The following is a 26,406-nucleotide window of genomic DNA, read 5'->3' on the forward strand; positions in this document are numbered from 1 at the left end:
CCACATGGTGGCTCTGCAGAGCGGCCGGCCCGACGGCCCCTTGGTGACGGCGGCCAACATCGCGAGTGCTGCGCAGAAGCTCACCGAGGTACTGGGCTACAAGACGCCGGGCCAATTCTTCCAGCCGCCCGGCGCCCCGGCCTTCCCAGCGCCGCCGACGGTCGAGCCGGCGCTGGTCCTGGCTAAAGCGCAGATCGAGGCGCAGCGTGAAGCCGCGCGCGCCGACATCGAGATTCGGCGCGACGAGGCGCCGACCGACATGGCCATTTCAGCATTCAAGGCTATTCAGTGGGCTGAGATCGAGCGGTTCACGGCCGCCGCCAAAGCCTCCATTGGGCAGCGGGGCAATAGCAACGATAGGCTCGTCAAGCGCAAGTGGGTATGGTAGCGTTAACAATAATGCAACCCCGACGGGCATAGTGGCAGACCATCCTACCCTGGTCGATCAATGGCTTGCCGCCCTCAAGAGCAACCCCGTAGTCGCGGCAATCGTGGTGGCCGCAATCGTCGTTGGCGCTTCCTGAGAGCGCTGACTTTTCACGGCGATTGAAGCAGCTGAGTACCCGCAAGCTTGGGAAACGCCCAGCCGGCCGCCAGTCACTCGTAGTTTGGACGTTGATGCTCGAACGCCCTAAACGCCCCCTCGATTTCATCGATTAGTCGCTGATGCTGCTGAGCCAAGAGACGTGCTTCATCCTTGCTGCGGTGGAGCAACCTCGGAAACTCGGCAGTTGATCTCCCTTTGTCGGCAGGCTTGTTTGATCCTCGCCAGGTTTATCGCCAATTCAGTCGACGGATGTTGAACGTTCGAGATAGCGGCAGAAGGCATTCGCTAGTCGCATCTGCCCTGGCGTCCGGCACTCCGCCTCAAACACGGCCGGGGCAGCCACCAGCACGCAGAGACACTTCGCGCGCGAAGTCGCGACGTTGAGGCGGTTCGCGCTGTACAAGAATTCCATGCCCCGTGGCGCGTCGGCGTGGCTCGATGTGGTCATCGAGTAAATGACAATCGGCGCCTCTTGCCCCTGAAACTTGTCGACCGTCCCGATGCGAGCGCCGTGAAGGCGATCCTGTAGTTCGAAGACTTGGGCGTTGTAGGGGGCGATGATCAGGATGTCTTCCAATGAAACCGGTCGCTCGAAGTCATCCCGATCGACCCAGGTCGTGCCGGACCTCAGAATTCGCTCAACGAGTTCCTTGATGGCCTCCGCTTCTTCCGGTGAAGAGCTTTGGTTCCCCTGGTGCGGGACAGCCAGGTACCGCAGCCCCGACCCACTGATCGGTCCGGTCGAGCGGATGGCCTGGCGCTCCAACCCGGGATGCGCGAACAGGCGCCCCTCATAGAACATCTCCGACGTGAAGGAGCAGATGTCGGGATGCAGGCGCCATGTCTCCGCGAGGAAGAGGCCGCGGTCGGCGGGTATCGTCGCATGCTCTCCGAGAATATGGTCGAGCGCCGACACATCGGTGCCTTCCGGATGGCTTCCCTGCATGGGCTGCTCGAGCTGACGCGGATCGCCGAGCAGCACGATGCTCTCCGCCGCCTGCGAAACGGCCAGGACGTTGGCGAGGGACATCTGCGCCGCTTCGTCGATGAACAAAACGTCGACGGCCTCGGCGGCGTCCGCTCGGGCCCAAAGCCATGCCGTTCCCCCGGCGACATCGTGGGTGTCGGCGATAGCGGCGAGTAGCTCGTCATTCTTTGTCGTGAACTCCAGGGCGGCGGTATCGGCCTCCGTGTCGGACACCTTCTGGATGCACCGCACTGTCTGTCGCCTGGCTCGCGCCGCCTCAACGACGCCATCCAGGAGATTGCGCACGACCTTGTGGCTGTTGGCAGTCACGCCCACTTTCTTGCCGGCCTGGACCAGGGCGCAGATCATCTGGGCGCCCGTATAGGTCTTGCCGGCACCGGGTGGACCCTGGATCGGCAGACAGCCGGCGAGCTGCGGGGCCAGGCGTACCGCCGCCTCCACCGGCGTCTCATCCTCTCTTTGCAGCTCTTGTCCGCCATGTTCCGGTGCCACTCTCAGGAGCAGGTCACGGGCCGCTCGATAGGGGCCGTTGCCTTCGATGCCGTTGGCGGCGACATGCTCGCCGATTCGCACCAGAGCCTCGGCCAGGACCTTCGAATCGATGACTTTGTGAGCGTAGACGGCACTCGCGTGAACGTCCTTGGTGTCCTGCCGCTTCTTGATGTCGACCGTCCTGCCCTCGACGGAAATGGCGTCCACCTTGCCGAACTTGTTGCCTTGGTTGTGGAGCTCTTCGTCGCCGCGCAGCTCGGTCTCCTGGGCGGGAAAGCTGTAGCGATGAACAGGCGCGCGGGTCGTGCCGCCGACCTGCTCCAAGAAGGTCAGCCCCGAAAGGGCAGCCCGCTCGTCCAGGAGGTCCTCCTCGGAGAGGCCGCCGAGGCGGAAGTACTCCCACCAGGCGGTCTTCTCCTCGCGGCGATGCCAGTCGAGAACGTGGGCCAGCAGCCACCGCGCCTTTTCCTCGTCCGACCGCTCTCCGGGTTCGACCGATATTCCGGCAGTCAGCCGCCCGACCAGCATGGCAACTTTCTGTTGCCACTCGCTCAGCGCTTCGCTGACCGCGCCGTCCCCAAACACCGGCCGCGGGATGTCGGCGCCGCCCGCCATCGCCGCGGAGCGTACGCCTTCCAGCCAGTCGCGCAGGCCCAGCGCAGAAAGACAATCGTCCTGGTTATAGGCTTGGACTAGCGCCCGGTCCTCGTCCCGGATGCCGTCGATGTAGCCCAGTTCCAGGCAGGCTTGCAGGTTGGTCATCAGCCGACCGACATCGGCCAGGGGCGCGCTGCGCTCGAAGCCGTAGAGCGGTTCCAGTCGCTTGATCGAGTAACTCTCGATGCTGGCACGAATGCTGTGCCGCGTAACGGCGTACAGATCGACGAAGGCGCCGCTCCTCAGGAGATGGTCGATCTCGTTCTCCCGAGTTGCGTAACGGCCCATGAGGCGCTTGAGGGCCGCGGGCTCGTAGGGAGCGTAGTGGTAGATGTGGAGATCCGGCCATCGTTCCAGGCGCTCCATGACGAGGTCGATGAAACTTTCGAAGGCGGCCTTCTCGGCCTCGCGCGTCAGGGCCCACTCCCCGGTGTAGGCTCGACCGCCGGCCTCGTCGCAAAGCACGTAGCCGAAGAGATACTCCAGGCCGCCGCCGCTGACGAACGGGTCGCCCTCGAAATCTAGGAAGACATCGCCCGCCGAGGGCGCCGGCAGAGTGCAGAGGCCGAAGCCCGGAACGATGGGCAGCACCTCGTGCAGCACTTGGCCCTTGGCTCGCCCTTCGACCTGAAGGCGCGCCTGTTCGCGAATCCGCTCATAGCTCGCCTTGGCACCGCGTTCTGGCTTCCAGGGCAGGGGAAGGGGAACCGCCGCGAGCGCCGTGGTCGTCCCCACCGCGTGACGGCCAAGCTCGCCGATCTGGCCCTTCGATATGCCCGCTACCAGGGAGAGGTGATCGTCCGCGCGCCGCCGGCTCTCGCAGTCCTGCCGCCAGCGACAGATCTCGCAATGGGCCGTGGGCTCGGGATAGAGGCGCGCGTCGTCCTCGGCGGCGACGGCCTGCTCGAGGCGCCATCGTACCCAACGGTAGTAGGCGGCGAAGTCCGCCACCCGGTACTCCTGGGCCTCAAAGCCTGTTTCCGGTGTGACTACGTAGACCTTATCCGGAGGAGCGCCCTGAACTGATCCCAGCAGGTCGGCATAGAGGGTGAGCTGGAGAAGGGTGCTTCCCTTGGTTTCCTGTGACAGCTTGGTATCAACGATCTCGTAGGTCCACGCCCCGAGCCTGCTCGGCTTCTCGACGCGCAGGAGCACGTCGGCGCGGCCGACCCATTCGCCGGACTGCAACGCCGCTTGGGCGATAACGTCGGCACCCTCCTTTATGGCCGCAATCGTTGCGGCCACGGAGGCCGAATCGATGCCGAAACCGTCGATTGTTGTGATTTCGCGGCCTAGCGCGCGCAGGTGATCGAGGTATCCTTGTTCGTGTCTGCGACCGCGCTCGATGAGCACTTCTCGCGCCGGATCGTAGTGGCTGGACTTCGAAAGCGCGCCTCGAGCTACGCGTAGATCCAGCTGAGTTAGGTAACGACAATTGATATGACCGATGAGGTCCGAGGCGCTCAGCCGAAGCGATTCACCGAAGAATTCCATTTGGTTCTCCCAATCGACAGAGACGTCACGCGCTAAGCCCGTTGCCATCTTTTGATGGCAAATGGCGGGTAGAATGCATAAACGGCAATACAATCCGGCATTTGCACGGGTTGTGCCATGTGATAGAAGGACCCGCAAAGGAGCACATCATGTCCTACGCTACGATTCGGCAGGCAATCCTTGACCGATGCTGCCTGTCTGCGAACTACCGAGGTGAATTGCGGCACTTCGCTCCTCATGCGCTCGGACGGAGCAATAGTGGCGAAACCAACGTCATGGCCTTTCAGTACGGAGGTAGCAGTTCCAAGGGATTGCCACCGGGCGGCCAATGGCGGTGCTTCCGCGTTGAAGATCTTTCCGGGGTCTACCGCAACGATGACCCGTGGCACACAGCGCCCGATCACAGTAGGCCGAATACTTGCGTTACTCGGGTCGACGTCCAAGTTTAACAGCGACGCGATATTCGTCCTGCCGAAGGCCGGACTCCCTTTCTTTGCCAATGATTCCCGAACGATGGTCTTGTTGCATTTCTCACTGTTGTTGGGTGCGCGTTTTCTGCTGCTGGAGCTTCAGCGGCTAGCCGAAGGTTGAATTCCATTGCAAGGGTGGCTGTTGGGCACACAGCGCGACTGCAATCTCCAGCCTTTCCCGACGCAGCGCGCTCAGATGCACTTCGTAAGGTCGAGAATGTCCTGGCAAGCGCGCTCGAGGTTGGAAGAGCGGAGCCCCTTTCCCCACACGAACGCCAATCTTGTCCCGATGTGCAGCGTGTTCTTTTTAAGGTGACCGGCGTGCCCATAAAGCTTGTCGGCCTCTGCCTGCGCGGCGGCCCAGTCGGTTGAACCAATATCCTCCTCAACTACGGCACCAATGTCTGATTTCCATAACACAAAGCCCTTGCCCCAGACTGTCGCAGTGGGAAGCGGGCTGTCATTGGAAGCTCCCAATAGCGTCAACAGTGCTTTGTTGTCCTTTTCATGTTTGCTTCTACTTCCACTCTTGTCTGGCTTGTCGGCGTCCGAATCAATCACAACGAAAGTTGGAATTTTTAGGTGCTTGGCGATTATGACGGGCTGAAGCATCTCGCTCTTTCCGTTAACAGGCACTATGTGGCAGCCAAGTCGTCGGAATTCTGACCATTTGCCCATGAGGTTCAGATAAGCCGTGATGTAAGCGACATCTTCGAGCCCCTCGACTAGTACAAGTCGACGCGCAAAGAAGATTTCGTTTAGCGCAGGTTGCAGTGCTTGGTGGATTCTGGCTAGCGTACTGGATATGGCTCTTGGTGGCTCACCCGTGGTTTGTGAGATGGTAGCTGCGACATCGCCATAGGACATATATGCAACTTCGGAACGTCTTTTTTCGGATTCTCGTCTGACAAGTCGAACATTTTGAAAGCCTTGGCCGGATACAAAGAACGGGCTGTGCGTCGACACAACAACCTGGGCGTTGCCTTCGCTTAGTTCATGCAAGACTTCGGCAAGGTGACGAGCTTGAGGCGGATGCTGATAGAGTTCTGGTTCTTCACATCCGAGAATAAGAAGAGGTCCTGCGTCGTTCGTAGAGGCGAGCTCTTGAAGCAGTGCGAGCAAGTAGGAGCGCTGCAGGCCGTGTCCAAAACGGCCCAACTCACCTTCGAAGTTTCCCTCACCCGCGATGAGTTTCGCGAAGGGCTCGTCGACGCGAACGCTCGTTTCGGGATTCTGGCTCCACTCAAGCCGTACTGTCGCTTCAGGATGCGCCCATTGAGCCAGCCGCATTCCTAGAGAAGATGACAGTCCTTGGAGAACATTCTGACTGCTCAGAAGCAGCCTTTCGTACTCTGCTTGGGCTTGAGCCTTCAGCGCTTTGATGGCCGCGCCAAAGTTGGCCTTTGAGCGAACCGTTCGAGCTAGCAACTGTCCCAGAGCCGTATTTCGTGCCTCGATCTGCTCCGCAGTTGCATCCTTGACCGCCGGCACGTACACCCATTGCACGTACTTTCCTAGTCGATGGGCGCCTTTCGTGGCTCCATAAAATTGATCTTCGCTTGCTACCAGCTGGCATTTCGCCGGATGGGCAGCTTCATAGTCGCGTAGCACCGAAGTCATCGCATCCTTTGTTTTTGCGCCAGCGACATCTGGTAGCTGCTTTCTGATTTCAGCGAACAGATCCTTCAGTTCGGATACTGGCCTCCTATCATTGAGAGCTTTGAAGTACTTTTTGAAAGCCGGCATCACCAGCCGTTGGCCTATTTGCCGAACTACTGCTGAGCCGGTTGCTTTGTCGAAGGAAGCAACCGCGGACACGACGAGTTTGCCTTGTCGATAGTAGTCGGCGAAATGCACCTGGGCGTCGGCGTCCAAGCCCGCAAAGGTGACAGTCACCTCGATTGGCTCGTTGGTGTTCCTCTGATGGAAGTCCTCTTCGGACAATTGCGCCAAGTCGGTCGTCGCATGAGTGGTTTCCCTGAAGAAGATGTTGAGCGCGCAGAGGATTGTTGACTTGCCTGCGCCGTTTGCGCCGACGAGGCACGTGTACTTGTTGAAAGGCACTGTGACGTCAGCGAAAGACCTCAGATTCTTTATCCGAACGGACTCGATGTGCATGATGCCCCCGCATCGCTTCTGGTGGACTGTCTTGCGCGGAGTCCACACCAACTTTGATTTTCCCTTCCCCCCTCTATATCAGCCCGAACGGCTTCCAAAGAGCAATAGTCGGGGCTGCCGCAACCGCGGCGCGCGGCTCGGTTCGCAGGCCCGCTCACTTGCGGCACAGGCAGGTCCAAAAGAAGAAGATGTGGCCATCTGCGAGACGCCGCACGGTTTCAACCTGTTTGGATGTCCAAGGGAGGTGGAAGGCAGTTGCATTGTCGTTTTCCTGAGAATCCTGTTGACTCCTTAGCGCAATCTTGTGGCCTATCCCTGCCGACGCTCACTGCGAGAGGTTCGGCACATGGCCCCCGGCGGCCCCACACTCACCGACAATCCTGACGGCAACGCCGTCACCGCGCACGACCGCGAACAGAAGTATCGCCGCGCCCGCGAGGTGCTGGCCGAAGCCGGCTGGCTGTTCGACGACTTCGTGAACGGCGAGATGCGCCGGGTGCTGACCAGCGACCCCGACGACATGACGACGCGCGAGGTCGCATACACGAGAGCGCGTGTCGCCACCGAGCTCAAGGCTGGTCTCGCGGGAATGATCGAGGAGTTCGAAGCGGACGCTCAGCTCAAGGAACGCCGCGACCTGATAAAGGAGAGCCTCTATGGCCGGCGATCCTGAGACGGTCGACGCCGTGTTGGTGGATGTCGCCGACGCCGCGGCGCTCATGGCCGATGCGACGTTGCCGACGAACGAGGCGGCAGGGGCCGCATCGCCGGGGACGGCGGATACTCCGATGGCGGCTGGAGGCGAGGGTGCGCCCGCGACGGCCGAGCCGGTCGACGCCGATGCGGTTTCGCCGGCGCCGGAGGACGGTTCGGCCGACGACGCGGTCCCCGACTTCTGGGCTGACGCCGACAAGGGTGCCTGGGCCAAGGTCCCGGCCGACCTGCGCGCCGTTCTCGCCCGGTACGAGCGGCAACGGGCCGACTCGGTGGCCGAAACGACGCGCCGGGCGGGCGAGGAGCGCGATGCGGCGGTGCGGGCAGCCGAGGCCGCCCACGCGCTGGTCGCCCAGTCGGCCGACTGGTGGCGTCACAACGGGCTCGCCCTGCGGCAGGCCTTCGCCGACCGCTGGTCGCGGATCGACTGGAAGGCGCTGGCCGAAAAGGATCCGGCCGAGGTCGGCCGCCTGATGCAGCAGCGCCAAGACGAGGAGGCGCTGCTGGCCGAGGCGGCGCGGGTCGAAGCTCGCCGCGCCGAGGAAGGCAAGCTCGCCAGCCGCCTGCCCGACTGGTTCGGCACCCCGCCGGTCGCGGAGCGCACCTGGGGCGAGCTGCGCCGCTATCTATTCGCCAAGGGCATCGCCGCCGACCGCATCGAGGCGGTGCACGAGGCCCCCATCGTCGAGATCGCCCTCAACGCCATGCGCTTCGAGAACGCCCAGGCGCTGGCCCAGCGCGTCCGCCAACGGTCACGGAACGGTTCCGAGACGGCACGCGCTGCGGCTGGTCCTGCGGCGGCGTCTCCGGTGCGCGTCTCCCCGGGTCCCGCCCACCTGCCCGGGGACCGCGCGCCGGAGGCTGCTCGCGCGGTTGGCGACCGCTTCCGCCGCTCCGGCGGGGCGTCGATCGCCGACGCTGCCGAACTGATCCGCCTCAGCGACCTGTAATCAGGCGCGCAACGACCTCTAGTCCCCGAGGAACCGCATGGCCGCACCGACCAACACCTTCATCAGCAACAGCGCCGTGGGCAACCGCGAATCGCTGCACGACATCATCGGCATCCTCAACAAGGACGAGACGCCCTTCCAGTCGGCGATCGGTGCGGGCAGCGCCGATGCGACCTACGAGGAATGGCAGCTCGATGCGCTCGGCAACGCCGACACCGCCAATGCCCATCTCGAAGGCGACGACAGCACGGCGGTTGCCGTCACGCCGACCAGCCGCGTCGGCAACCGTACGCAGATCTTCAAGAAGCCCTTCACGATCTCCAACACCCAGGAGGTGGTGAAGAAGGCGGGGCGCGATTCGGAGATCAGCTACCAGGCCGCGCTGGCCGGCCGCCGCATCAAGATGGATCTCGAGGCAGTGTGCTGCCAGAACCAGGCGTCGCAGGCCCAGTCCGGCGCCAACCCGCGCAGGCTCGGCGGCTTCGAGTCCTGGATCACCTCGAACGTGAGCCGCGGCGCTGGCGGAGCGTCCGGCGGCTTCACGGCGGGCAACACGGTGGCGGCCACCGACGGTACCCAGCGGGCCTCGACCGAGACGCTGCTCAAGGGCGTGATCCGTGCCGCCTGGACGGCCGGCGGCAAGCCGACCCTGCTGCTGATGGGCGCGGCCCAGAAGCAGACCTTCTCGGCCTTCACCGGCATCGCGACCCAGTTCCAGGAGCCGAAGGGCAAGGCCGCGACCGTGATCGGCGCCGTCGACCGCTACGTCTCGGACTTCGGCACCTTCAATGCCGTGGCGAGCCGATACCTGCGGGGCCGCGAGATCGAGGTCGTCGATCCCTCGCTGTGGCGCCTGCTGTGGCTGCGCAAGTGGAAGAAGGAGGAGCTGGCCAAGACCGGCGACGCCCGCAAGTTCCACCTGATCGGCGAGGTCACCCTGGAAAGCCGCAACGAGGCCGGCAACGGCATCGTCGCGGACCTCACCTGAGGAGCGGCGCATGACCGGCAAGCCCGAGATCGCAACCGCTCTCGCGTCTTCCCCGACCGAGATGGCCACCGTCGTGATCACCGTCGACCACGTCTACCTGCCGCTCGACGATGAGGGCGCCGGAATATTGGACTGGGCGGTGTCCAATAATTCGACGACGAAGGTGGCGCGCCGCACGCGGCTCAATGTCCCGCTCGACCTCGCCTGCTTCCTCTGTGATCGTGACCAGGCGGAGATCGTGTCGTGAGCCCGCGGCTTCTCGGCTTCGACCGGGCGACCGGGCTCGCCCAGTGGTGGCTCCAGGACGGCGAGGGCAACTGGGCCCAGATGGCGTCGCAGGTCGCCGCGCCCATCCTGGATCTCAACCGGGAAGCCGCCAATCACTGCGATCCGTGGAACGCCGCGCGCGACGTCCGCATGGTCGCCCGCATTCCGCTGATCGTCATCGCCAAGTGGCGCAACGAGCTCGGCGTCGACTACTGGAACCCCGATCACCAGCAGAAGGTCGAGGCCCTGCTGGACGATCCCGACTGGCGCTGGCTGCGCACCGACGGTGCTGCGAGCAACATTCTCCTCATTGCTGGGGGCGCGCTACTCCGTAGCGCTCATGGGGTGCCGCGGGGCGAAGAAGACGCGCGATCGGAGTCGCGTGCGCCCGGCAAGGAGGCGCTCTGATGCCCGCCCAGATCACCACCTATGCCGGGCTCAAGGCCGGCGTCTCGGCCTGGCTGGCGCGCAGCGGCGACGCGCTGCTCGACAGCCGCTTCGACGACTTTCTCGCGACGTGTGAGCGGCGCCTGTACTACGGCCACGCCACCGACGATCCGGGCAATCCGCTGCGGTCCGAGCCGCTGCGCATCGTCGAGATGGAGACGGTGGACGATGGCTTCGTGCTGCAGGCCGAGGTCGCTCAGCCGCCGGACTTCCTCGAGCTGATCTCGGTCCAGCTCGCCGGCCCGGACCTTCCGCTGCAGATCGTGAGCCAGCGCACGCTGGACGGGCTCGGCGGCTCCGGCGGCCAAGGGCTGGGCGGCGTGCGCCTGATCGCGGTGTCGGGCACTGGCTTCCGCGTCAAGGACGATCCGGCCGGCGCGACCGCGGCGCTGCGCTACTACCGTCGGCTTGCGACGCCGGCGGGCGCGGCGGCCAACGAGATCCTCGCGCTCTATCCCGATGTCTATCTCTACGGCTGTCTCGTGGAGGCCGCCATCTTCACCCAGGACGAGGCGGCGGCGCAGCGCTACCTGCAGCTCTACAACGCCTCGGTGGCCGGCCTGAACGCGCGCACGCAGCGCATCACGGCGTCGGCCGCGCCGGTGATCCGCCTGCGGGCGGGGATGCTGCCGTGAGCGCCGCTGTTCGATCCCGCGTCGGCGGTCTCGGCTGCCGTCAGCCGCCGTGCCGGCGCTGCCAGCCGGCCAGCTGGCCGTCCAGCAGGGTCCGCGCCGACCGGAACGACGGATGCATCTCGTCGAGCTCGGTATCCTCGAGACCGGCCAGCGCGGCGTCGAGGATGTCCGTTCCCTCGGCGTGCGTGATCAACCCTTTTCGTTCGAACTGCAGCAGCATTTCCGTCGCGATCGCCATGGCGGCGATGCCCATCGCCGCCACCTCGGCCAAGGCCATTGGCTCCGGTTTCTCCGCCATCACCACCCCATTGTCCACGAAGCCCATCCCAAGGGGCGAGAGTATGCCGACCGTGATGCGGCGAGTCGATGGAGAGTCCGCATGACTGCCATCCCATTTGCAGAATGGCGCCCCGACATGCCGGCCCTGGGCCCTTGGGCGCGCGAGGCGCTGAACGTGGTTCCGGCCGAGGAGAGCTACGGGCCGCTGAACGGGCTGGCCGGCGTGTCGACGGCGCTGGACGCGCGGGCCCAGGGCGCTGCCTGGTTCCGCGGCACGGACGGCACCACGCGCATGTTCGCCGGCGATGGTGCGAAGCTCTATCTGCTCTCCGGCTCGATGTGGAGCGACGTGTCCCGTCTCGTCGGCGGTGCCTACGCCCCGGGCGGTGACGGCGCGTGGCGCTTCGCCCAGTTCGGCCCGCTGGCGCTGGCGGTGAACGGCGTCGACGCGCCGCAGAAGTTCGATCTCGCCACGGGCACGCGCTGGGAAGCGCTGGGCGGCACGCCGCCGGTCGCGGGTTTCGTGACCACGGTCCGAGACTTCGTGCTGATGGGCAAGGTCGGCAATGCGCCCCAGCGCGTGCAATGGTCGGGCATCAACAATGCCGAGCTCTGGGGCACGGTGACGGCGAGCCAGGCCGACCTCCAGGACCTCCCCGACGGAGGAAACGTCACGGGCCTGGTCGGCGGCGAGACCGCGCTGGTCTTCCAGGAGACCGCGGTGCGGCGCATGACCTACGAGGGCCCGCCGGTCGTGTTCCGCATCGACAGGATCGCGAACGACGTGGGCTGCAGCGTGCCGGGCAGCGTCGCCGGGCTGCTCGACATGGCGTTCTTCCTGCACAAGTCCGGCTTCTACATGGTGCAGGGCGGCCAGAGCATCGTGCCGATCGGCCGCGGCAAGGTCGACCGCACCTTCTGGCGCGACTTCGACGAGGCCAACCAGTTCCGCGCCTCCTCGGCGATCGATCCCGTCCGCGGCCTCTATGTCTTCGCCTACCCGGCGAACGGCAGCGACGGCACGCCCGACCGGCTGCTCATCTACAACTGGCGGACCGGCCGGTGGAGCCGCGCCGCCCTGTCCTGCGAGATCGTGTTCGGCGGTGTCAGCCAGCGCTCCTGGACGCTGGAGGAGCTCGACGCCTTCGGCGGGCTCGACACGCTGCCCTACTCGCTGGACAGCTCCTACTGGACGGGCACGCTCTCGCTCCTGCTGTTCGGCTTCGACACCGGCCATCGCAGCGGCTCCTTCTCCGGCGCGACCCTCGAGGCCGTCTGCGAGACGGCGGAGTTCAACCCGGGCGAAGGGCGCCGCGCCGTCGTCCGCGGCTGCCGGCCGCTGATCGACGGCGGCGCGCCGCAGGTCCAGCTGGGCGCGCGGGAGACGCAGGGGACGCCGGTCGCCTGGGGGCCCGCGGTCGGCCTGACGGCGGCCGGCCTCGCGCCGGTCTACGGCAGCGGCCGCTACTTCCGCGCCCGCGTCGTCCTGCCCGCGGGCTCGGTGTGGACCAACATCCAGGGCATCGACGACCTCGACGTCCGGGCGGGAGGCGCGCAATGAGCCTGCCCGCCCTTCCCGTCACGGCCGACACGCGCTCGATCACCGAGCGGGTGAACGTGCTGATCCGCGACTACAACACCCTGTCGGGCGTGCCGGCCGGCTGCGTCCTGCCGTTCGCGGGCGCCGTCGCGCCCGACGGCTGGCTGCTCTGTGCGGGCCAGGCCGTGTCGAGGACGACCTATGCCGACCTGTTCGCCGTGCTCGGCACGACCTATGGCGGGGGCGACGGCAGCACCAGCTTCAACCTGCCCGACCTGCGCGGCCGCGTCGCCGCCGGCCGGGACGACATGGACGGTGCCGATGCCGGGCGGCTCGCCGGAGCGGTCGTGGGCCGCACGGTGCTGGGCGGTACCGGCGGGGCGGCGACTCACGTCCTCGGTCTTGGCGAGATGCCGGCGCACAGTCACGGCGTGAACGATCCCGGCCACGTCCACAGCTACGGCGCCGGCCAGGTGCCGAGTTCGTTCACGCCGCGCGGCACCAACGGCGACGGCACGAACTTCAACAACAATCCGACGACCAACGCTGCTGTCACCGGCATCTCGGTGCAGAGCGCGGGCGGTGGCGGTGCGCACAACAACACCCAGCCGACCCTGATCCTGAACTACGTGATCGCGACATGAAGGCGACCCTCGTTTCCCGGCACGACCTGCCGCGCGCCTGGCCGCATCTGTGGCCCCTGCTCGAGCCGGCCGTGCGGCGCTCTGCCGACGTTCCGGCACCGCGGCCCCTGGCGCGCCTGATCGCCGGCGAGGCCCAGCTCTGGGCCGTCGTCGAGGCCGGCCGGCCGATCGCCGCCGTCGTCACCCAGATCACGCTGCAGCCCGAGACGCGCTGCCTCGTGTGGCTGGTCGGTGGCCGGCGGCTGCGCGACTGGGCGCCATTCTTCGTGGCCCGGCTCGAGGCCTGGGCGCGCGGATGGGGCTGCGTGTCGATCTGGGGCGCCGGCCGGCCGGGCTGGGCGCGACTCGTCGCGGCGATGGGCGGCGTGCGCATCGCCGACGTCGACGGACAACCGGCATGGGAACGGAGGATGGCATGAGCAGCGGCGGAACGAGCGGCCAGCAGGTGCAGAACACCTCGAACAACAGCGTCAACGGGCCATCGCCCGTCATCGCGCCCAAGCTGGAGGCCCTGGAGGGCGACCTCTGGAAGTACTGGGCGGACCACGCCAACGCGCCGGGTTACTTCCCTGGCGGCACGGTGGCGCCGCAGGGCGAACGCACGGCGTCGGCGAACACCGCGCTCTGGCAGCGCGGCGCGGCCGGGCCGTCGCTCACCGCGCCTGCCTACGGGTTCGTCAACGACACGCTCGCCGGCAAGTATCTCGATGTCGACGGCAACCCCTGGTTCCAGAAGGCGCTGGCGGCCTCGTTCCGGCCGCAGACGGAGCAGTTGCGCGACATCACCCTGCCCGGACTCGACGCCAGGTTCTCGGGCGCCGGGCGCTACGGCAGCGGCAACCACCTCGACACGTCGTTGCGGGCGATCAAGGACCTGGAGCAGACCCAGGCGGATGCCGCGGCGCAGGCGGCGGCCGGCGTCTACCAGGGCGAACGCGCGAACCAGGCCGCGGCGGCGGGCCTGCTGCCCGGCCTGCAGGCGATGGACTTCCAGAACCTCGACGCGTTGCAGAGGGCCGGGATGCTCGACGATGCCCATGCCCAACGGCTGCTCGACGACGCCAACAGCCGCTACGCCTACGAAACGACGGCGCAGCCCAACTGGATCTCCGACTTCGCGAGCCGCATCCTCGCCGCCTACCCCGGCGGACAGACCAGCAGCAGCGGCACCACGACGTCGTCCAGCCAGTCGTCGAGCCATCCCAGCGGCCTCGACACCTTCATGAGCCTGGCGCGCCTCGGCCTGCAGGCGGCCCCGATGTTCGGCTTGAGCGACGCCCGCCTGAAGGACGTGGCGGGAAGGGTCGGGGCCACCGACGAAGGCCTGCCGCTCTACCTGTATCGCTTCAAGGGCGACGACCAGCCCCGCATCGGGCCGATGGCCCAGCAGGTCGCGGCGATGCGGCCCGAGGCCGTGCGCCGGCACCCGTCGGGCTACCTGATGGTCGACTACCGGAAGGCGACGCCGCCGGGAGGCCTGCTGTGAGGCCGAAGAGCGGGCTTCCGCCCGCCGTGCCTGGGAAGACGGGACACCCCGTTTTCGCTCGAAGCGATGCTGCAGTCGCGGGAGGCGGTCGATGACCGATATTCCGGCGGCCAACTGGAACGAGGACGACGCCGCGAACGCCACGGCGGCGCCGGACGGCGCCCCCGAGGGGATGGCCCCGAGCGGCGTCAACAACGTGCTCCGGGCCCACCAGGGGGCCGTGAAGCGCTGGTACGGATGGTCGACGCCGAAGACGACCGGCGGCAGCTCGACGGCCTACACCCTCACCTATGCGGTCGCGCCGGCGTCGCTCGTCGACGGCATGACCCACCTGGTGCAGTTCCACGTCGCCAACGGGGCCGGCGCGACGCTCAGCGTCGACGGGGTGAATGCCATTCCGCTTCACTACTACGCAGCCGACGCCTGGCGGGTGGCGCCGCCGGGCCTCGTCGCCGCCGAGGAGATCCGGACGGTGGCCTACCACGCCAGCAGCGGCGCCTACCGACTCCTCGGCCCCGACGTGACCGGCGACATCGTGCCCACCGCCCGGTCTTCCGCGCGCGCGGGAACGCTCCTCTGCTTCGGCCAGGCGGTCGCGCGCACGACGTACGCCGGGCTCTTCGCGGCGATCGGAACGACCCACGGCGCCGGCGACGGCAGCACGACGTTCAACCTCCCCGATCTCCGCGGCCGCGTCGTCGCGGGGACGAGCAACATGGGCGGCGCCGATGCCGGCACCCTGGCCGGCGGCGGATCGTTGGGCGCGGCGCTCGGAGGTCAGGTCAACACCGCGACGACCAATGTTGGCGGAAGTGCATCGGGCGTTCTCACTGGCCAGACCAGTGGCCCGACCAGTGGTCAAGGGAACTGTGTCGGAGGAGGGAGTGGGCAGGCCTCGGACTGGAGCCATGTGCACAACGTCACTGTCAGCGGCTCCTTGGGCATCAGCGCGAGCGGCGTATCCAGCGCGTTCAGCATCGTGCAGCCCACGCGCGTCCTCAACTATGCGATTCGAATCTGAAGGGAGCAGCCGATGAGCGCGATCTCCACGAACCAGCTTCCCGCCGCCTACTGCGGCAAGGACCAGCTCACTGCCTTGTCGACGGTGAAGAGCCTGTCACCGCCGGCAAACGCCCGATGGGCGATCCTGGTGCCCGAAAGCCAGGCCATCCGGATCAGCCTCGCCGGCGGCTCGCCCGGCACGCCGACCGCTGCCGACATGCTGATCGCGGTCGGCCAGCCGGTCGAGATCACGACGTCCCTGGCGGACGTGCGCGTTCTCGAGGCGGCGGCGAGCGCCAAGGTCAACGTCTGGTACTTCGGGTAGGAGGTCACGATGCGAATCGGCACGGCTCCCGTCTCGTCGGCCGCGATCGCCGCGGCGCTCGGCTTCATGCCGCTCGACAGGGCGGGCGACACGATGACGGGAAAGCTCACGGTGAATGTTGCCGCCGGCGATCCGCTCGACATCCAGATCGGCGGAACGTCCCGTCTGCAATATGTCGCGGGCATCGAGGCCCTCAAGGTCGCGTATGCCACCGGGTGGGGCGCGCAGCTCCGCTATGTCGGCATGTCGACCCGGTCGACCGGCTATATCGGCTGGTCGTCGTCGGACAGTGCCGACGGCACCATCGACCTCGGCCTGTGGCGGGACGCAGCGAACGCGTCCGGCCAGCGCAACGGCGTGAACCCCCAGGCCTGGCGCCTCTACAACACCTACACCGATGCCTCGAACTACGAGCGCGGCGAGATCGCCTGGGTGGCAAACGCGCTGACGCTCCGCTCGGTTTCCGCGGGAACGGGGAGCCCGCGCCTGGTTCGCGTGGGCGGCAGCAGCGTGATCGAGGTCGACGACAATCTCGGGCTGATCTCCGCCTATCGTCACGGAACGTCCTCCAGCACGATCTTCGCCGTCCTCAGCAGCGGCATGACGGGTACCGCGATCAATCACACGCGCCTGGCGCCCAGCATCAACCAGTCGTCGGGCAGCTATAGCGTCCTCGACATCAACCCCACCGAGACTGCCATCGGTGCGGGCCCGCACTACCTCGTGAAGGGGCGCATCGGCGGAGGCGCCATCGTCTTCGGCTTCGACAATGCCGGTCGTCTGCTGATGCAGGAGAGCGCCGATCCGGTCGCGCCACCGGCCGGCAACGCGACCCTCTACGTGCGCGACAACGGCAGCGGCAAGACGCAGCTGGTCGCGCGCTTCCCGACCGGCGCCGTCCAGGTCGTCGCCACCGAGCCCTAGGAGACCGACATGTCCGTTCAGCAGGATCTCGACGATTTCGCCAACCTCATCGCGCGCCTCCCGGCGGAGCAGCAGGCCGCCCTGGAACGGGCGCGGGCGGCGTACAACGCGGCCTACCCGAACGCCGCGCTCGCGACGTCCGAGGCGTACTGGCGGTTCGTCTTCGTTCGCGCCAGCGAAAGCTATCTCGTGCAGTACCCGGAGGCCCCGTGAGCGGCCCGACGATCCCGCGCGGGGGTGCCCGCTTCCTCGCCGAGCGTATCGGCCAGGACGCGCTGGCGATCGCCGAACTGATCGATCTGCTGGCCGAACGCGAGGCACGCCTCGCCGAGCTCGAGTCGAGGCTGGCGCGATTCGAAGCCGGCCAGCCCGATCCCGCGCCGGCCTAGGAGAATGGCATGGCCACTTCGCCCTACGACGAAGTCTCGCTGCCGCGCCCGGCGCTCGACGCGATGCTGGAGGACGCGGCTGAACGCGGCGCCCGCAAGGCGCTGGCCTCGGTCGGGCTCGACGATCCCGCCGCGGCCCAGCATGTGCGCGGCCTGCGCGACCTGTTCGACGCCTACCAGTCCGTCCGCAAGGGAGCACTGCGGAAGTTCGGAGAGATCATCGCCTACATGATTGTCGGCGGACTGGCCCTGCTTGCCTACACGAAATGGAGGTCGTGATGCCCCGTGAGATCAACCCGGCGGGTTATCGCCTGATTGAGGAATTCGAGGCCGGGCCGCTAGGCAACGCGCGCCCGGCGCTCGTCCCGTATCGCTGTCCCGCCGGCCGGCTGACGATCGGCTGGGGCCACACGGCGGGCGTTCGTCCCGGCATGGCGATCACCGAGGCGGAGGCCCATGCACTCCTCGACGCCGATCTCGACGCTGCCGAGTCCTGCGTCGAGGGCAGCGCGATGCGGCGGCCGACCGACAACGAGTTCGCCGCCATGGTCTCGCTGTGCTTCAACATCGGCGAGGCGGGGTTCCGGAGCTCGACGGTGCTGCGCCTGCACAACCGGGGCGATGCGGCGGGTGCCGCGGCTGCCTTCGGCCTCTGGCGCAAGATGACCGATCCCGAGACGGGTCGGCTCGTCGACAGCGCCGGCCTGATCCGGCGCCGCGGCGTCGAGGCCGACCTGTACCTGACGCCGGCGATCGAGGCGCCGTCGCAGGCGATGCCGCAGGTCGTCGCGGCGGAGCGGCCGGCGGTCGCGAGCAGGACCGTGATCGCCGGCGGCGTCGCCGTGGCGAGCGGCGCGGCCAGCATCGCCGACCAGATCGACCAGGTGACGCCGGTGCTGACCAGCCTCACTTCGGCGGGCGCGTCGCTGCAGGGCCTGATGAAGCTCGGCGGCGCGGCGCTGTCCGTGGTCGCCCTGGCGGCGGTGGGATACATGCTCTGGCGCTACCTGCAGAAGCGCCGGCGCGGCGAGGTCCTGTCGACATGAGCGCGCTGCTGGCACAGCTCCGGTCGAGGCTGCTGGTGGTCGCCGCCATCGCCCTCGGACTTCTGCTCGTGGTTGCCAGGCTGCTGAAGGCCGGACGCGACCAGGAGCGCGCCGATCAGGCCGAACGAAACCAGGTCACGCGACGGAGGATGGAAGATGCGGAAGCTCGCGGCCCTCGCACTGCTGACGACGTGGACCGGCGCCTGCGCGACGGCACCTTCTAGCAACGTTTGTCCGCGCGAGGTCGACTACACGGCGGACCAACAGCGGCAGGCCGCCGAGGAACTCGCCGCCCTGCCAAAAGCGGGAATCGTGCGCGGCACGATGATGCCCGACTATGCCCGGCTTCGCGATCAGGTGAGGGCCTGCCGGGCTGCCGCTCACTGAAATGGCGTCGGCAACGCTGCGAGCGCCAGCGGCCCGGAGTTGCTGTCGCCTTGCCAGCAGAGATCGAACTCCAACGTGAACAAGGCGTCGTCGAATTCGGATGGCGCCACGACGGACAGGGAGCGTTCGAACGGATGATCCAGTTTCATGACGTCATCTCCGGCGTCGATCCGGACACTGCCTTCGATCCGCTCTTCCTTCACCCAGCGATTGCCGTTCGCGAAGCCTCGAAGATGGACCTGATAGTGAAGAATGCCTTTGCAGGGAGCTACGACCTCGAAGCGCAGGCCACGCACCTGAGGCAACGTGGTCCATGCCTGTCCCCACGACTGGGCTTCCGCGCCGATCGACAGATGGTCCGGCGCCTGGAGGATGAGGAAGCTCGTCTCCGGCAAGGAAGCCCGCTCGCGGTTGAACGGCCGCGAAGGATCATAGGCGGCCAGTGCGCCGCCGATTTCCCGCCATGCCGGATTGGCAGCGAGGAAAACGCGCGCGGCCTTGAATGGCCCCGCCTGTTCCGCGTTGTCCATCACGACGATGCCGCCGGATTCGATCAGGCGCGCCGACATCTGCAGGTCGAAGAAGGCATATTCGAAGTCGTGATTCCCGTCGACCAGGATCAGTCCGAACGACTTGTCCTCGAGGACCATCCGCGAAAAGAAATCCATCGAGCTCTTGGCGTGGAACTGCACATGGTGCTGCAGTTCGGCCGGCCACTGTCCGATGATCGGAGGGCAACGGTCGCCGCCGTAGGGGTCCGCCGTGTGCACGACACCTTCTCCGTTCTCCCAGAGGGCACGGGCAAAGACTTCCGTGGTTCCGGCGTGGAGGGTGCCGATCTCGGCGACGAGCCGGGGGCGCATCATCCGCACCAGGCTATAGAGGAGCGTCCGGGAATGGTCGCTCATCAGCGATCGGGCCGGATAGTCCTTGAAGTAGGCCAGAGCATCAGCATAGGCCGGCGTCGACCTCACGCTGGGGACGTCCGGCGACACGCCGGCGAAGGCTGCAATGGTCGTCAATGGCCGAATGTCAGCCACCGGCGGGGACGACGGCGCCGGTGTCGGTTGATGACGCAGCAAACGCGAGAGAAAGGACATGGCCCCAAGATGCCGACCACGGTCCGTGATGGCAATCGAGCCGAAATTCGACCCTTCCCCGCGAAGTGGCCTACACCACCGCCGGCAACGCTTTCACTTCGATTGCCATGCTTCTAACTCAGGACACGAACTGAGAACCAGGATGATACCTGTCGAAGTTGAAGCGAATGACGATCGTATGGTTGCGCCGTGAAGTCCCCCCACTTCATGCTAGCGGGCCGTATAAGAACTTGAAGCGATAGTCGTTCTCTCGGGAAGGGATACGAGGGAAGCGTAAAATGTGGAGTTAGGGACGACCAGATGAAGGCGTCTCCCATTTGAAGTAGCGCCGTAGCAGCTTCTGGAGAGCTAGCGCGCAAATGTGTCGATAGCGCACGCTGGTATCTTTCATAGCGTTCACCTAGCGAACCTTCAGTCGATAGGCCAAGGGCAGCTTCCGTCAAGACGCGACCTATCGGCCAAGCGATGACTGCAGGTGAGCCGGAACGATGATCCAGGTCCTGCAATGGAATCCAGACGGTATGAGAGTGGCCAAGGGGGGCCGTATCGAGTGACCAACTATCGAGATGAAGTTCTGTGGTTTGTGCCGCGAAGAACAACAGAACCTGGTGAATCACATAGTGCTGCTGGCGGTCGAGAATGTTCAGTCGTTCGCCGAGTGCGTCGGATGTCACCAAATCCATCAAAGCCGTGCCGAGGTGACCGCCTAAACTGTCCGCAAGGGAGAGATGCGGATGGAGTAGTGGATTTCGAACGAGTAGCGTTCCGGGGAAAAAGTCGTTGGGGGCTGGCCTTCCATCCTGACGGAGCAGTTCACCGTCAAAGCTCGGAATACTATCGCGTATTAGCTCCGCAATTTCGGCGATGTTTTGAGGAGCGAATGCGTTTCGAAAAACGCAGTATCCGTGCTCGCTATAGCAACGCCGCGCGCTACGGCGGGACCAAAACTTGACGACGCCCATCAGAAGTCGCCCTTGCAATGGCCGATCACTTGATGGCGGACCCGGCGAGATTCGAACTCACGACCTCTGCCTTCGGAGGGCAGCGCTCTATCCAGCTGAGCTACGGGTCCGGCGGGCCGGACCATACCGGAGGGGCTGGATCAGCGCAACGCGCTCGCCTCAATGGTGGGCAAAGAGGCTGAAAGCGGGCATCTGGCGATGCTGTGGGAAGGTTTTTGATGGACCATGCCCGAGCCTGCCCCAGCTCCAGGCAGCCCGCCCGCGAGCTGCCTTGCTTCACGCACCGCTAACCGTTGCGCAGACCTCATGCCGGCATCGGGGGAGTACCGCCAATCACCGGAGATCCGTTCCGACGGGCACGCCGGAGGATCAGATGGGCCGGCATGCCCGCGACCAGCCGCAGGACGTACATCGAAGTTGCGGCGGGCACGAAGATCGCGAGAGGACGGCATTCGCTTTCGGCCACCGCGGCATGGTCCACGGCCGCCCCAGGCGGTGCGACGAGGAAGGCAGCAGAAGCCGCTTCAACGACGTGTCGCCGTCCTCAGGCCGCGCCCATCATCAGCGCTTCCTGGTCCTCGGGCGCGTAGAAGAAGTCGCCCGGGCGGAAGTCGTGGCCGAGGTCGCCCAGCAGGCGGCGCTGGCGCGGCGTGCAGCGGTCGAACAGCCGCGCATAGGGCGCGCCGAAATCGTAGGGACGCATGAACATCTGGCAGTAGTTGTAGAGGATGGTCTTGCGCGGCTTGCCGGAATGGTTGGGCGACGGGCCGTGCCACAGCGCATGCGGAAAGACGTAGGCGTCGCCGGCGCGGCCGAGCAGCGGCACGGCTCCGGGCGAAGTCGGGCCGGGGATGCGCTCGGCGCGCTCGGGGAAGGGCCGCAGGTGGCTGCCGGGCAGCACGGTGAAGTTGCCGCTGTCGGGCTCGGTGACGTCGGTCAGCAGGTACATGACCTTCACCGCCAGCGGCCGGCTGGTCTCGGTCACGCGGATGGCGCGCTGCGCCTCGCCGCCGTCGGTATGGATGTAGCCCGGGAAGGTGTCGGTCGAAGCGCGCACGATCGCCTGGCTCATCGAGAACTGGATGAAGGGGCCCATCAGGTCGAGGATCAGGTCGAAGACGCGCGGCCGGTCGATCAGGTCGATGAAGGACTGGTGGTAGCCGAGGAGATCGCGGCGATCCATGAAGCCGTCGACGGCGAGATCGGCGTGGTCGGTCCAGGCATAGTGGCCGCGCGGCAGACGTCCGGGCGCCGGCTCGTAGCCCGGCTCGCCGCGCACGCGATCGAGCTGGGCCGAGAAGAAGTCGACCTCGGCCGGACTGAGCGCGCCGCGCAGCTGCAGGTAGCCGTCGACGGCCCACTGTTCGCGCTGTTCCTCGGTCAGGATACGCTTGGTGTTGGCCAGCATGCCCGCCTCCCTGCGGTCGTTGCGACGCAGCCCATTCTAGCCGTCCGCGGGCACCTCGCGTCCAGAGGCGGCGGCGCGGGGCAGCCGTCAGGCGAGCGCAAGGCGCCCGGCGCTGGAGCGTCAGCGCGGCCCGGTCGGGTCGAATTGCAGGTCCACGCGGACCAGGCGGCGGCGCCGCAGCGCCACATCGTAGGATTCGAGAAGACCGAGCAGCACCTGCTCGCTTTCCGTGACGGGTTGGCCGTCCATCCGCAGTTGCTGGACCAGCATCCGCTGGGCAGCGATCTGGGCATCGATCTCGGCCAGGTGGCCGTCGACTTCCCTCAGTTCCACTTCGTCGATCTCGGGCAGGCCGGTGTCGTCGCGGGGCATGACACCTCTATGAACGCCTGCTGGCAGGATTGGTTGCAGTGCAGCAACCCCCGACGCGACGGGCCCGTCGCCATCACGGCGCGCGACCCACGGCCCGGGACGTCACAGGAAGGTGACGCGCGCCTCGCGGCCCAGAATCGGCGGAAACGCGACCCCCTTGGCCGGCTTGATCTCGACCTCGACCTGGCGGACGTTGGCCTCGCCCAGGTCGGCCTCGCTGCGCTTGGTGCGCTTGACGCTCATGGGCGCCATGGCCACCTCGCCGGCATAGACGGTCGAATCGCCGCGAAAGACGACCTGGACCGGCTCACCCGCCTTGAGACGATGGAGGTGAAGCTCGTCCAGGGTGGCGAAGACCCTCAGCTCACCCATGTCGACGATCTTGGCGATGCCGGCGCCCGAGGCGATCTCGCCCTGGCGGGAGTTGATCTGGGTCACGATCCCGTTGATCGGCGACCGGATCAGCGCCTCCTCCCGGGTGCCGAGGGCACTGTCGAGCGCGGCCTTCTGGCGCTCGATGTCGATCGCGTTCTGCTTGAGATCGTACTTGAGCTTCACCTTGGCGAGTTCGAGGTTTTCGCGCTGCTGGCGCAGGCTCTCCGCGGCCAGCCAGATGTCGAGCTCCCTCTCCTCGGGCGGCTGGCCCTTGCGGGGACGCAGGATGGTCTGCAGCTTGTCGTTCAGAAGCGCCGACTGATAGGCGTCCTCCTGGAGGGCGATGTCGGTCCGGCGCGTGCCCTCGAGGACGGTCGTCCGGAGGCGCTCCAGCTTGGCGAGGGTGTTCTCGGCCATCTGCACGCTGACCTCGGCCGCCGGGTAGTTGGACAGCACGCCGATGATCTCGCCGCGCTTGACCTCCTGGCCTTCCCTGATGCGCAGCTCGTTCAGCACCGCGCCGCCATTGGGGTTACCCGCGACCATGACCGTCCCGGCCGGAGCCTCGGTGTAGCCGCGCGCCAGCAGGGGACCTTGCGCCTCCGGCGGCGCCGTCCCCGTGCCATTGGCCTGCTGGCTGCGGGCGATCCATGCGCCCGCGACGGCGATGGCCCCGATCGCCAGCGTCCCGGTGAAAAAGCGTCTCAACGTGCCCACCGTCACCTCTGTCTCGCCCGCCACACCGGCGACCGTCCGGTCGCCGACCCGACGGCCCCAAGTCCAGACGCTCATTTGAGGCAAGAACCTTGGCGATTCAATGGGCTGCGTGACGCGGCCGCGTCCAGGCCCCGAGATAGTGGCATTTTTGTGCCGGGACGGCCTACCGGCCGGGGAATCGCCCTATTTGGTGGCCTTGTCGTAGGCGATTCCGAAACCCAGCAAGGGCACGTCGACCGAGAGGGCGGGCTTTCCGGGAGCGCCGAAGGTGAGCTTGAGCGTGGTCCCTGCCCGCAGGCGACCGAGAAGCGGCTCCTTCAGGGGCACGTTCACGATGCAGCCGACCGGGGTGCAGGTCTGCACCGGGAAGCGCTCGACCGGCCCGTTGTCGATCTTGAGCTGGATCGGCTCGGCGAGGCTGATGCCGAGCGGCAGCTGGAGGGCCAGCGTCGGCGCCTTGGTGTCGGGGGCCAGCCCGGCGGCCAGCAGGGCGATCAGCTGCTTGTCGTCGCGGTTGAAAAGCTGCTGGATCGCCCGGCACTCGAGGGTCTTGCCGTCGCCGGCGCAGTCGACCCGCCAGGCGGCGGCACCCTCCTGGGCCCTGGCCTCGGGCGCGCCCGCAGCCCCCGTCGCCAGGGCGAGGCCCAGCAGCAGAAGACGGGCGGCGCGGATCTGCCGCCGCAAGGTCCCGCGCCAACCCACGGTCAGGACTTCTTCGGCGTATACGCGCCGCCGGACGAGGCCGCCCGCACCTCGGCCGCGGTCTTCGCCTGGCGCAGCAGGACCAGCCGGCGCGCCTCGTCGTCGAGCATGGCTCGGGAGTTCTTGACCACCGCCGCGGCGTGCTGCGCGGGAAACTTCACGGCGCCGTTCTCGTCCATGTGGACGAGGTCGCCGGGCGCCACGTCCATGCCGCCGACCGAGACCGGGACGTTCACGGCCTGGACCGCCATCTCGCCGTGGCCGGCCGTGACGCCGCCCAGCAGGAGCTGGAAGCGCAGCTTGCGGATCGCGTCGACGTCGCGCGAGGGGCCGTTGGAGATCATGCCCACGCAACCCACGGCCATCATCGAGCTCACCATCATCTCCCCGGCCAGCCCCGCCTTGGCGTGGATCTCGGGCGGCCACTTCTGCTGCAGCACCAGCACGGTCGGCTTCTGCATGGCGTCCAGCGCGTCGATCACGTCCATGAACGACAGGCGGCCGGAGAAGTTGGGGTCGGGCAGGCCGTAGACGCAGGTGACGGCGTAGCCGACGATCGGGCCCATCTCGGGATAGAGGCAGCGGATCGAGCTGTCGGTGTACCAGTTCTCGGTCCAGGGATTGTAAAGTCCGAGGCAGAGCGGGTTCTTCGGGTAGGTCGCGACCACGTTGGTGATGGTCGGCGTGTCGATCTTGCGCAGCTCGGCAAAGGTGTCGTCGGACAGCGTGACGGACGTGTCGGGCATGAGCGTCTCCCCTTCAGCGGTCGCACCCCGTCCGGCCGGTTGCGGCGCGAGGGACGTGCGTTCGTTCGATCGGCACCGGTTCTCGCCCGAATGCGGGCTCGTGGGCAAGAGGCATCCGCCCGCGCTGCGCCCCTTCAGGGCACGAAGACCAGGAAGACGTAGACCACGAACAGCACCAGGTGGACGAAGCCCGGCAGGATGTTGGTGCGGCCGCCGCCGAAGGTCACCAGGCTGATGGCGAAGGTCAGCACCAACAGCACGGTGTCCGCCGTGTCGAGCCCGAGCTCGAGCGGCACGCGCAGCGGCAGGGCGATCAGGGTGACCGCCGGAATGGTGAGACCGATCGTGGCGAGCGAGGAGCCGAGCGCCAGGTTCAGGCTCTTCTGCAGCTCGTTGCGCCGCGCCGCGCCCAGCGCCGACACGGTCTCTGGCAGCAGCACCAGCAGCGCGACCAGCAGGCCGACCGCCTCGATGGGCGCGCCGATCCCCACGACCGCGCCCTCGATTGCGCCGGCGACCCCCTTGGCCAGCAGCACGACGGCCACGAGCCCGACCAGAAGCAGCCCCACGCTCTCCAAGAGCTGGCGCGGGCCGGGCGCCGTCCCGTCGGGATCCGGCCCTTGGTCCGACAGGAAGTAGTCGCGGTGGCGCACCGTCTGGACGTAGAGGAAGACGCCGTAGAGCAGGACGGTGGCGAGGGCGACGAAGCCGAGCTGGCCCGGCGTGTAGTACGGGCCGGGCTCGCTGGTCGTGTAGGCCGGCAGGATCAGCGTCAGCGTGGCGAGCGGCATCAGCACCACGAGGTAGGCGCTGGCGCCGGGCAGCCGGAAGCCCTGCTCGCCATAGCGCAGGCCGCCGACGATCAGGCACAGGCCCACCACGCCGTTGCATACGACCATGATCACCGCGAAGACCGTCTCGCGCGCCAGCGACGGCTGGCCCTGGCCGGCGAGCATGATCGACAGGATCAGCGAGACCTCGATCACCGTGACGGCGACGGTCAGAACCAGCGTCCCGTAGGGCTCGCCCGTGCGGTGGGCGATGACGTCGGCGTGATGGACGCAGGCGAAGACCACGCCCAGCAGCAGGAGCAGCCCCACCACCGGCAGCGCGACCGAGAGGACCGGCGACGGGCCCGCGGCGACGGCGGTCTGGACGACCGCCAGGGCGAGCCCGGCCGGCGGCAGGATCCGCCACAAGGTCTTCCGACGGGCATCCGCCATGCGGCCTCCGGG

The 26,406-nt window shown here is 66.8% G+C and carries 30 protein-coding genes and 1 tRNA gene; 19 read left to right on the forward strand and 12 right to left on the reverse strand.

What is annotated here, in order from left to right; translation table 11 throughout:
* Positions 1–4 precede the first annotated feature (4 nt).
* Positions 5–388 carry a hypothetical protein gene (locus ACO073_RS26345; RefSeq protein WP_422001737.1) on the forward strand — a complete coding sequence of 128 codons (384 nt, stop codon included), beginning with the start codon at positions 5–7 and terminating at the stop codon, positions 386–388.
* 397 nt (positions 389–785) lie between these two features.
* Here the strand turns inward: ACO073_RS26345 and ACO073_RS26350 are convergent, their stop codons facing one another.
* Together ACO073_RS26350 and ACO073_RS26355 are read right to left on the reverse strand one after the other, a co-directional pair.
* The gene (locus ACO073_RS26350; RefSeq protein ID WP_422001739.1) at positions 786–4,178 is read right to left on the reverse strand and encodes a TM0106 family RecB-like putative nuclease; all 3,393 of its coding nucleotides are present in this window, start codon (positions 4,176–4,178) and stop codon (positions 786–788) included.
* Positions 4,179–4,840: 662 nt separating this feature from the next.
* Positions 4,841–6,766: an ATP-dependent nuclease gene (locus ACO073_RS26355; RefSeq protein WP_422001741.1), complete on the reverse strand. Its 1,926-nt coding sequence runs from the start codon at positions 6,764–6,766 to the stop codon at positions 4,841–4,843.
* Between the two features lie 346 nt (positions 6,767–7,112).
* Between ACO073_RS26355 and ACO073_RS26360 the strand changes: the two genes are divergently transcribed.
* From ACO073_RS26360 to ACO073_RS26385, 6 genes are read left to right on the forward strand one after another with little or no spacing between them, the layout of a single operon-like run.
* The gene (locus ACO073_RS26360; RefSeq protein ID WP_422001742.1) at positions 7,113–7,439 is read left to right on the forward strand and encodes a hypothetical protein; all 327 of its coding nucleotides are present in this window, start codon (positions 7,113–7,115) and stop codon (positions 7,437–7,439) included.
* Positions 7,423–8,430 (forward strand): hypothetical protein, encoded by a 1,008-nt coding sequence (locus ACO073_RS26365; RefSeq protein WP_422001743.1) that lies wholly within the window; start codon positions 7,423–7,425, stop codon positions 8,428–8,430. The genes ACO073_RS26360 and ACO073_RS26365 overlap by 17 nt, the downstream gene beginning before the upstream one ends.
* 37 nt (positions 8,431–8,467) lie before the next feature.
* Entirely contained in the window at positions 8,468–9,418 is a 951-nt protein-coding gene (locus tag ACO073_RS26370) for a DUF5309 domain-containing protein (RefSeq protein WP_422001744.1), read from the forward strand.
* A 10-nt stretch (positions 9,419–9,428) separates the two neighbouring features.
* Positions 9,429–9,665, forward strand: coding sequence for a hypothetical protein (locus ACO073_RS26375; protein WP_422001746.1), 237 nt, complete (start codon positions 9,429–9,431; stop codon positions 9,663–9,665).
* Positions 9,662–10,093: a hypothetical protein gene (locus tag ACO073_RS26380; RefSeq protein WP_422001748.1), complete on the forward strand. Its 432-nt coding sequence runs from the start codon at positions 9,662–9,664 to the stop codon at positions 10,091–10,093. The genes ACO073_RS26375 and ACO073_RS26380 overlap by 4 nt, the downstream gene beginning before the upstream one ends.
* Positions 10,093–10,767: a phage adaptor protein gene (locus ACO073_RS26385; RefSeq protein WP_422001750.1), complete on the forward strand. Its 675-nt coding sequence runs from the start codon at positions 10,093–10,095 to the stop codon at positions 10,765–10,767. The genes ACO073_RS26380 and ACO073_RS26385 overlap by 1 nt, the downstream gene beginning before the upstream one ends.
* A gap of 40 nt (positions 10,768–10,807) precedes the next feature.
* On the opposite strand, the gene ACO073_RS26390 is transcribed toward ACO073_RS26385, so the two are convergent.
* Positions 10,808–11,092 (reverse strand): hypothetical protein, encoded by a 285-nt coding sequence (locus tag ACO073_RS26390; RefSeq protein WP_422001752.1) that lies wholly within the window; start codon positions 11,090–11,092, stop codon positions 10,808–10,810.
* A 54-nt stretch (positions 11,093–11,146) separates the two neighbouring features.
* Here ACO073_RS26390 and ACO073_RS26395 point away from each other — a divergent pair, with 54 nt between their 5' ends.
* The 12 genes from ACO073_RS26395 to ACO073_RS26450 all read left to right on the forward strand — a co-directional run bounded on the left by ACO073_RS26395 (position 11,147) and on the right by ACO073_RS26450 (position 18,626).
* Positions 11,147–12,607 carry a hypothetical protein gene (locus ACO073_RS26395; protein ID WP_422001754.1) on the forward strand — a complete coding sequence of 487 codons (1,461 nt, stop codon included), beginning with the start codon at positions 11,147–11,149 and terminating at the stop codon, positions 12,605–12,607.
* A complete protein-coding gene (locus ACO073_RS26400) occupies positions 12,604–13,230 on the forward strand; it encodes a phage tail protein (protein WP_422001756.1) in 627 nt (208 codons plus the stop codon). Before ACO073_RS26395 ends, ACO073_RS26400 begins: the two co-directional genes overlap by 4 nt.
* The gene (locus ACO073_RS26405) at positions 13,227–13,649 is read left to right on the forward strand and encodes a hypothetical protein (protein WP_422001757.1); all 423 of its coding nucleotides are present in this window, start codon (positions 13,227–13,229) and stop codon (positions 13,647–13,649) included. The genes ACO073_RS26400 and ACO073_RS26405 overlap by 4 nt, the downstream gene beginning before the upstream one ends.
* Positions 13,646–14,716 (forward strand): tail fiber domain-containing protein, encoded by a 1,071-nt coding sequence (locus tag ACO073_RS26410; protein WP_422001758.1) that lies wholly within the window; start codon positions 13,646–13,648, stop codon positions 14,714–14,716. Before ACO073_RS26405 ends, ACO073_RS26410 begins: the two co-directional genes overlap by 4 nt.
* A gap of 91 nt (positions 14,717–14,807) precedes the next feature.
* A complete protein-coding gene (locus tag ACO073_RS26415) occupies positions 14,808–15,737 on the forward strand; it encodes a phage tail protein (RefSeq protein ID WP_422001759.1) in 930 nt (309 codons plus the stop codon).
* Between the two features lie 12 nt (positions 15,738–15,749).
* Complete coding sequence (locus tag ACO073_RS26420) at positions 15,750–16,043, forward strand: hypothetical protein (RefSeq protein ID WP_422001760.1); 294 nt, start codon at positions 15,750–15,752, stop codon at positions 16,041–16,043.
* A gap of 9 nt (positions 16,044–16,052) precedes the next feature.
* Positions 16,053–16,967, forward strand: coding sequence for a hypothetical protein (locus ACO073_RS26425; RefSeq protein ID WP_422001762.1), 915 nt, complete (start codon positions 16,053–16,055; stop codon positions 16,965–16,967).
* Between the two features lie 9 nt (positions 16,968–16,976).
* Positions 16,977–17,180 (forward strand): hypothetical protein, encoded by a 204-nt coding sequence (locus tag ACO073_RS26430; protein ID WP_422001763.1) that lies wholly within the window; start codon positions 16,977–16,979, stop codon positions 17,178–17,180.
* The gene (locus ACO073_RS26435) at positions 17,177–17,356 is read left to right on the forward strand and encodes a hypothetical protein (protein WP_422001764.1); all 180 of its coding nucleotides are present in this window, start codon (positions 17,177–17,179) and stop codon (positions 17,354–17,356) included. The genes ACO073_RS26430 and ACO073_RS26435 overlap by 4 nt, the downstream gene beginning before the upstream one ends.
* A gap of 9 nt (positions 17,357–17,365) precedes the next feature.
* Complete coding sequence (locus tag ACO073_RS26440; RefSeq protein ID WP_422001766.1) at positions 17,366–17,635, forward strand: DUF6127 family protein; 270 nt, start codon at positions 17,366–17,368, stop codon at positions 17,633–17,635.
* Positions 17,635–18,402 carry a lysozyme gene (locus tag ACO073_RS26445; RefSeq protein ID WP_422001767.1) on the forward strand — a complete coding sequence of 256 codons (768 nt, stop codon included), beginning with the start codon at positions 17,635–17,637 and terminating at the stop codon, positions 18,400–18,402. Before ACO073_RS26440 ends, ACO073_RS26445 begins: the two co-directional genes overlap by 1 nt.
* Positions 18,399–18,626 carry a hypothetical protein gene (locus ACO073_RS26450; protein WP_422001769.1) on the forward strand — a complete coding sequence of 76 codons (228 nt, stop codon included), beginning with the start codon at positions 18,399–18,401 and terminating at the stop codon, positions 18,624–18,626. Before ACO073_RS26445 ends, ACO073_RS26450 begins: the two co-directional genes overlap by 4 nt.
* Before the next feature lie 156 nt (positions 18,627–18,782).
* Here the strand turns inward: ACO073_RS26450 and ACO073_RS26455 are convergent, their stop codons facing one another.
* From ACO073_RS26455 to ACO073_RS26495, 9 genes are all read right to left on the reverse strand, one after another.
* The gene (locus ACO073_RS26455) at positions 18,783–19,811 is read right to left on the reverse strand and encodes a class I SAM-dependent methyltransferase (RefSeq protein ID WP_422001771.1); all 1,029 of its coding nucleotides are present in this window, start codon (positions 19,809–19,811) and stop codon (positions 18,783–18,785) included.
* A 191-nt stretch (positions 19,812–20,002) separates the two neighbouring features.
* Entirely contained in the window at positions 20,003–20,851 is an 849-nt protein-coding gene (locus tag ACO073_RS26460) for a phytanoyl-CoA dioxygenase family protein (protein ID WP_422001772.1), read from the reverse strand.
* A 33-nt stretch (positions 20,852–20,884) separates the two neighbouring features.
* A tRNA-Arg gene (locus ACO073_RS26465) sits at positions 20,885–20,961 on the reverse strand.
* 434 nt (positions 20,962–21,395) lie between these two features.
* On the reverse strand, positions 21,396–22,259 hold the full coding sequence (locus ACO073_RS26470) for a phytanoyl-CoA dioxygenase family protein (protein ID WP_422001774.1): 864 nt from the start codon (positions 22,257–22,259) through the stop codon (positions 21,396–21,398).
* Between the two features lie 120 nt (positions 22,260–22,379).
* Positions 22,380–22,631, reverse strand: a complete 252-nt coding sequence (locus ACO073_RS26475; protein ID WP_422001776.1) for a hypothetical protein — start codon at positions 22,629–22,631, stop codon at positions 22,380–22,382.
* Positions 22,632–22,733: 102 nt separating this feature from the next.
* On the reverse strand, positions 22,734–23,798 hold the full coding sequence (locus ACO073_RS26480) for an HlyD family secretion protein (protein WP_422001777.1): 1,065 nt from the start codon (positions 23,796–23,798) through the stop codon (positions 22,734–22,736).
* A 108-nt stretch (positions 23,799–23,906) separates the two neighbouring features.
* Positions 23,907–24,425 (reverse strand): invasion associated locus B family protein, encoded by a 519-nt coding sequence (locus ACO073_RS26485; RefSeq protein WP_422001779.1) that lies wholly within the window; start codon positions 24,423–24,425, stop codon positions 23,907–23,909.
* Between the two features lie 2 nt (positions 24,426–24,427).
* Positions 24,428–25,171, reverse strand: a complete 744-nt coding sequence (locus tag ACO073_RS26490; protein ID WP_422001780.1) for an RraA family protein — start codon at positions 25,169–25,171, stop codon at positions 24,428–24,430.
* A 134-nt stretch (positions 25,172–25,305) separates the two neighbouring features.
* A complete protein-coding gene (locus ACO073_RS26495; protein ID WP_422001782.1) occupies positions 25,306–26,394 on the reverse strand; it encodes a calcium:proton antiporter in 1,089 nt (362 codons plus the stop codon).
* Between the last annotated feature and the right edge of the window lie 12 nt (positions 26,395–26,406).

The sequence above is a fragment of the Reyranella sp. genome, assembly GCF_965229815.1.
Taxonomy (GTDB): Bacteria; Pseudomonadota; Alphaproteobacteria; order Reyranellales; family Reyranellaceae; genus Reyranella.

Coding starts and splice junctions, on each gene's coding strand:
- ACO073_RS26345 (WP_422001737.1), top strand. CDS start 5: ATGGTGGCTCTGCAGAGCGGCCGGCCCGACGGCCCCTTGGTGACGGCG.
- ACO073_RS26350 (WP_422001739.1), bottom strand. CDS start 4,178: ATGGAATTCTTCGGTGAATCGCTTCGGCTGAGCGCCTCGGACCTCATC.
- ACO073_RS26355 (WP_422001741.1), bottom strand. CDS start 6,766: ATGCACATCGAGTCCGTTCGGATAAAGAATCTGAGGTCTTTCGCTGAC.
- ACO073_RS26360 (WP_422001742.1), top strand. CDS start 7,113: ATGGCCCCCGGCGGCCCCACACTCACCGACAATCCTGACGGCAACGCC.
- ACO073_RS26365 (WP_422001743.1), top strand. CDS start 7,423: ATGGCCGGCGATCCTGAGACGGTCGACGCCGTGTTGGTGGATGTCGCC.
- ACO073_RS26370 (WP_422001744.1), top strand. CDS start 8,468: ATGGCCGCACCGACCAACACCTTCATCAGCAACAGCGCCGTGGGCAAC.
- ACO073_RS26375 (WP_422001746.1), top strand. CDS start 9,429: ATGACCGGCAAGCCCGAGATCGCAACCGCTCTCGCGTCTTCCCCGACC.
- ACO073_RS26385 (WP_422001750.1), top strand. CDS start 10,093: ATGCCCGCCCAGATCACCACCTATGCCGGGCTCAAGGCCGGCGTCTCG.
- ACO073_RS26390 (WP_422001752.1), bottom strand. CDS start 11,092: ATGGGCTTCGTGGACAATGGGGTGGTGATGGCGGAGAAACCGGAGCCA.
- ACO073_RS26395 (WP_422001754.1), top strand. CDS start 11,147: ATGACTGCCATCCCATTTGCAGAATGGCGCCCCGACATGCCGGCCCTG.
- ACO073_RS26400 (WP_422001756.1), top strand. CDS start 12,604: ATGAGCCTGCCCGCCCTTCCCGTCACGGCCGACACGCGCTCGATCACC.
- ACO073_RS26405 (WP_422001757.1), top strand. CDS start 13,227: ATGAAGGCGACCCTCGTTTCCCGGCACGACCTGCCGCGCGCCTGGCCG.
- ACO073_RS26410 (WP_422001758.1), top strand. CDS start 13,646: ATGAGCAGCGGCGGAACGAGCGGCCAGCAGGTGCAGAACACCTCGAAC.
- ACO073_RS26415 (WP_422001759.1), top strand. CDS start 14,808: ATGACCGATATTCCGGCGGCCAACTGGAACGAGGACGACGCCGCGAAC.
- ACO073_RS26420 (WP_422001760.1), top strand. CDS start 15,750: ATGAGCGCGATCTCCACGAACCAGCTTCCCGCCGCCTACTGCGGCAAG.
- ACO073_RS26425 (WP_422001762.1), top strand. CDS start 16,053: ATGCGAATCGGCACGGCTCCCGTCTCGTCGGCCGCGATCGCCGCGGCG.
- ACO073_RS26430 (WP_422001763.1), top strand. CDS start 16,977: ATGTCCGTTCAGCAGGATCTCGACGATTTCGCCAACCTCATCGCGCGC.
- ACO073_RS26440 (WP_422001766.1), top strand. CDS start 17,366: ATGGCCACTTCGCCCTACGACGAAGTCTCGCTGCCGCGCCCGGCGCTC.
- ACO073_RS26445 (WP_422001767.1), top strand. CDS start 17,635: ATGCCCCGTGAGATCAACCCGGCGGGTTATCGCCTGATTGAGGAATTC.
- ACO073_RS26450 (WP_422001769.1), top strand. CDS start 18,399: ATGAGCGCGCTGCTGGCACAGCTCCGGTCGAGGCTGCTGGTGGTCGCC.
- ACO073_RS26460 (WP_422001772.1), bottom strand. CDS start 20,851: ATGGGCGTCGTCAAGTTTTGGTCCCGCCGTAGCGCGCGGCGTTGCTAT.
- ACO073_RS26470 (WP_422001774.1), bottom strand. CDS start 22,259: ATGCTGGCCAACACCAAGCGTATCCTGACCGAGGAACAGCGCGAACAG.
- ACO073_RS26475 (WP_422001776.1), bottom strand. CDS start 22,631: ATGCCCCGCGACGACACCGGCCTGCCCGAGATCGACGAAGTGGAACTG.
- ACO073_RS26480 (WP_422001777.1), bottom strand. CDS start 23,798: ATGAGCGTCTGGACTTGGGGCCGTCGGGTCGGCGACCGGACGGTCGCC.
- ACO073_RS26490 (WP_422001780.1), bottom strand. CDS start 25,171: ATGCCCGACACGTCCGTCACGCTGTCCGACGACACCTTTGCCGAGCTG.
- ACO073_RS26495 (WP_422001782.1), bottom strand. CDS start 26,394: ATGGCGGATGCCCGTCGGAAGACCTTGTGGCGGATCCTGCCGCCGGCC.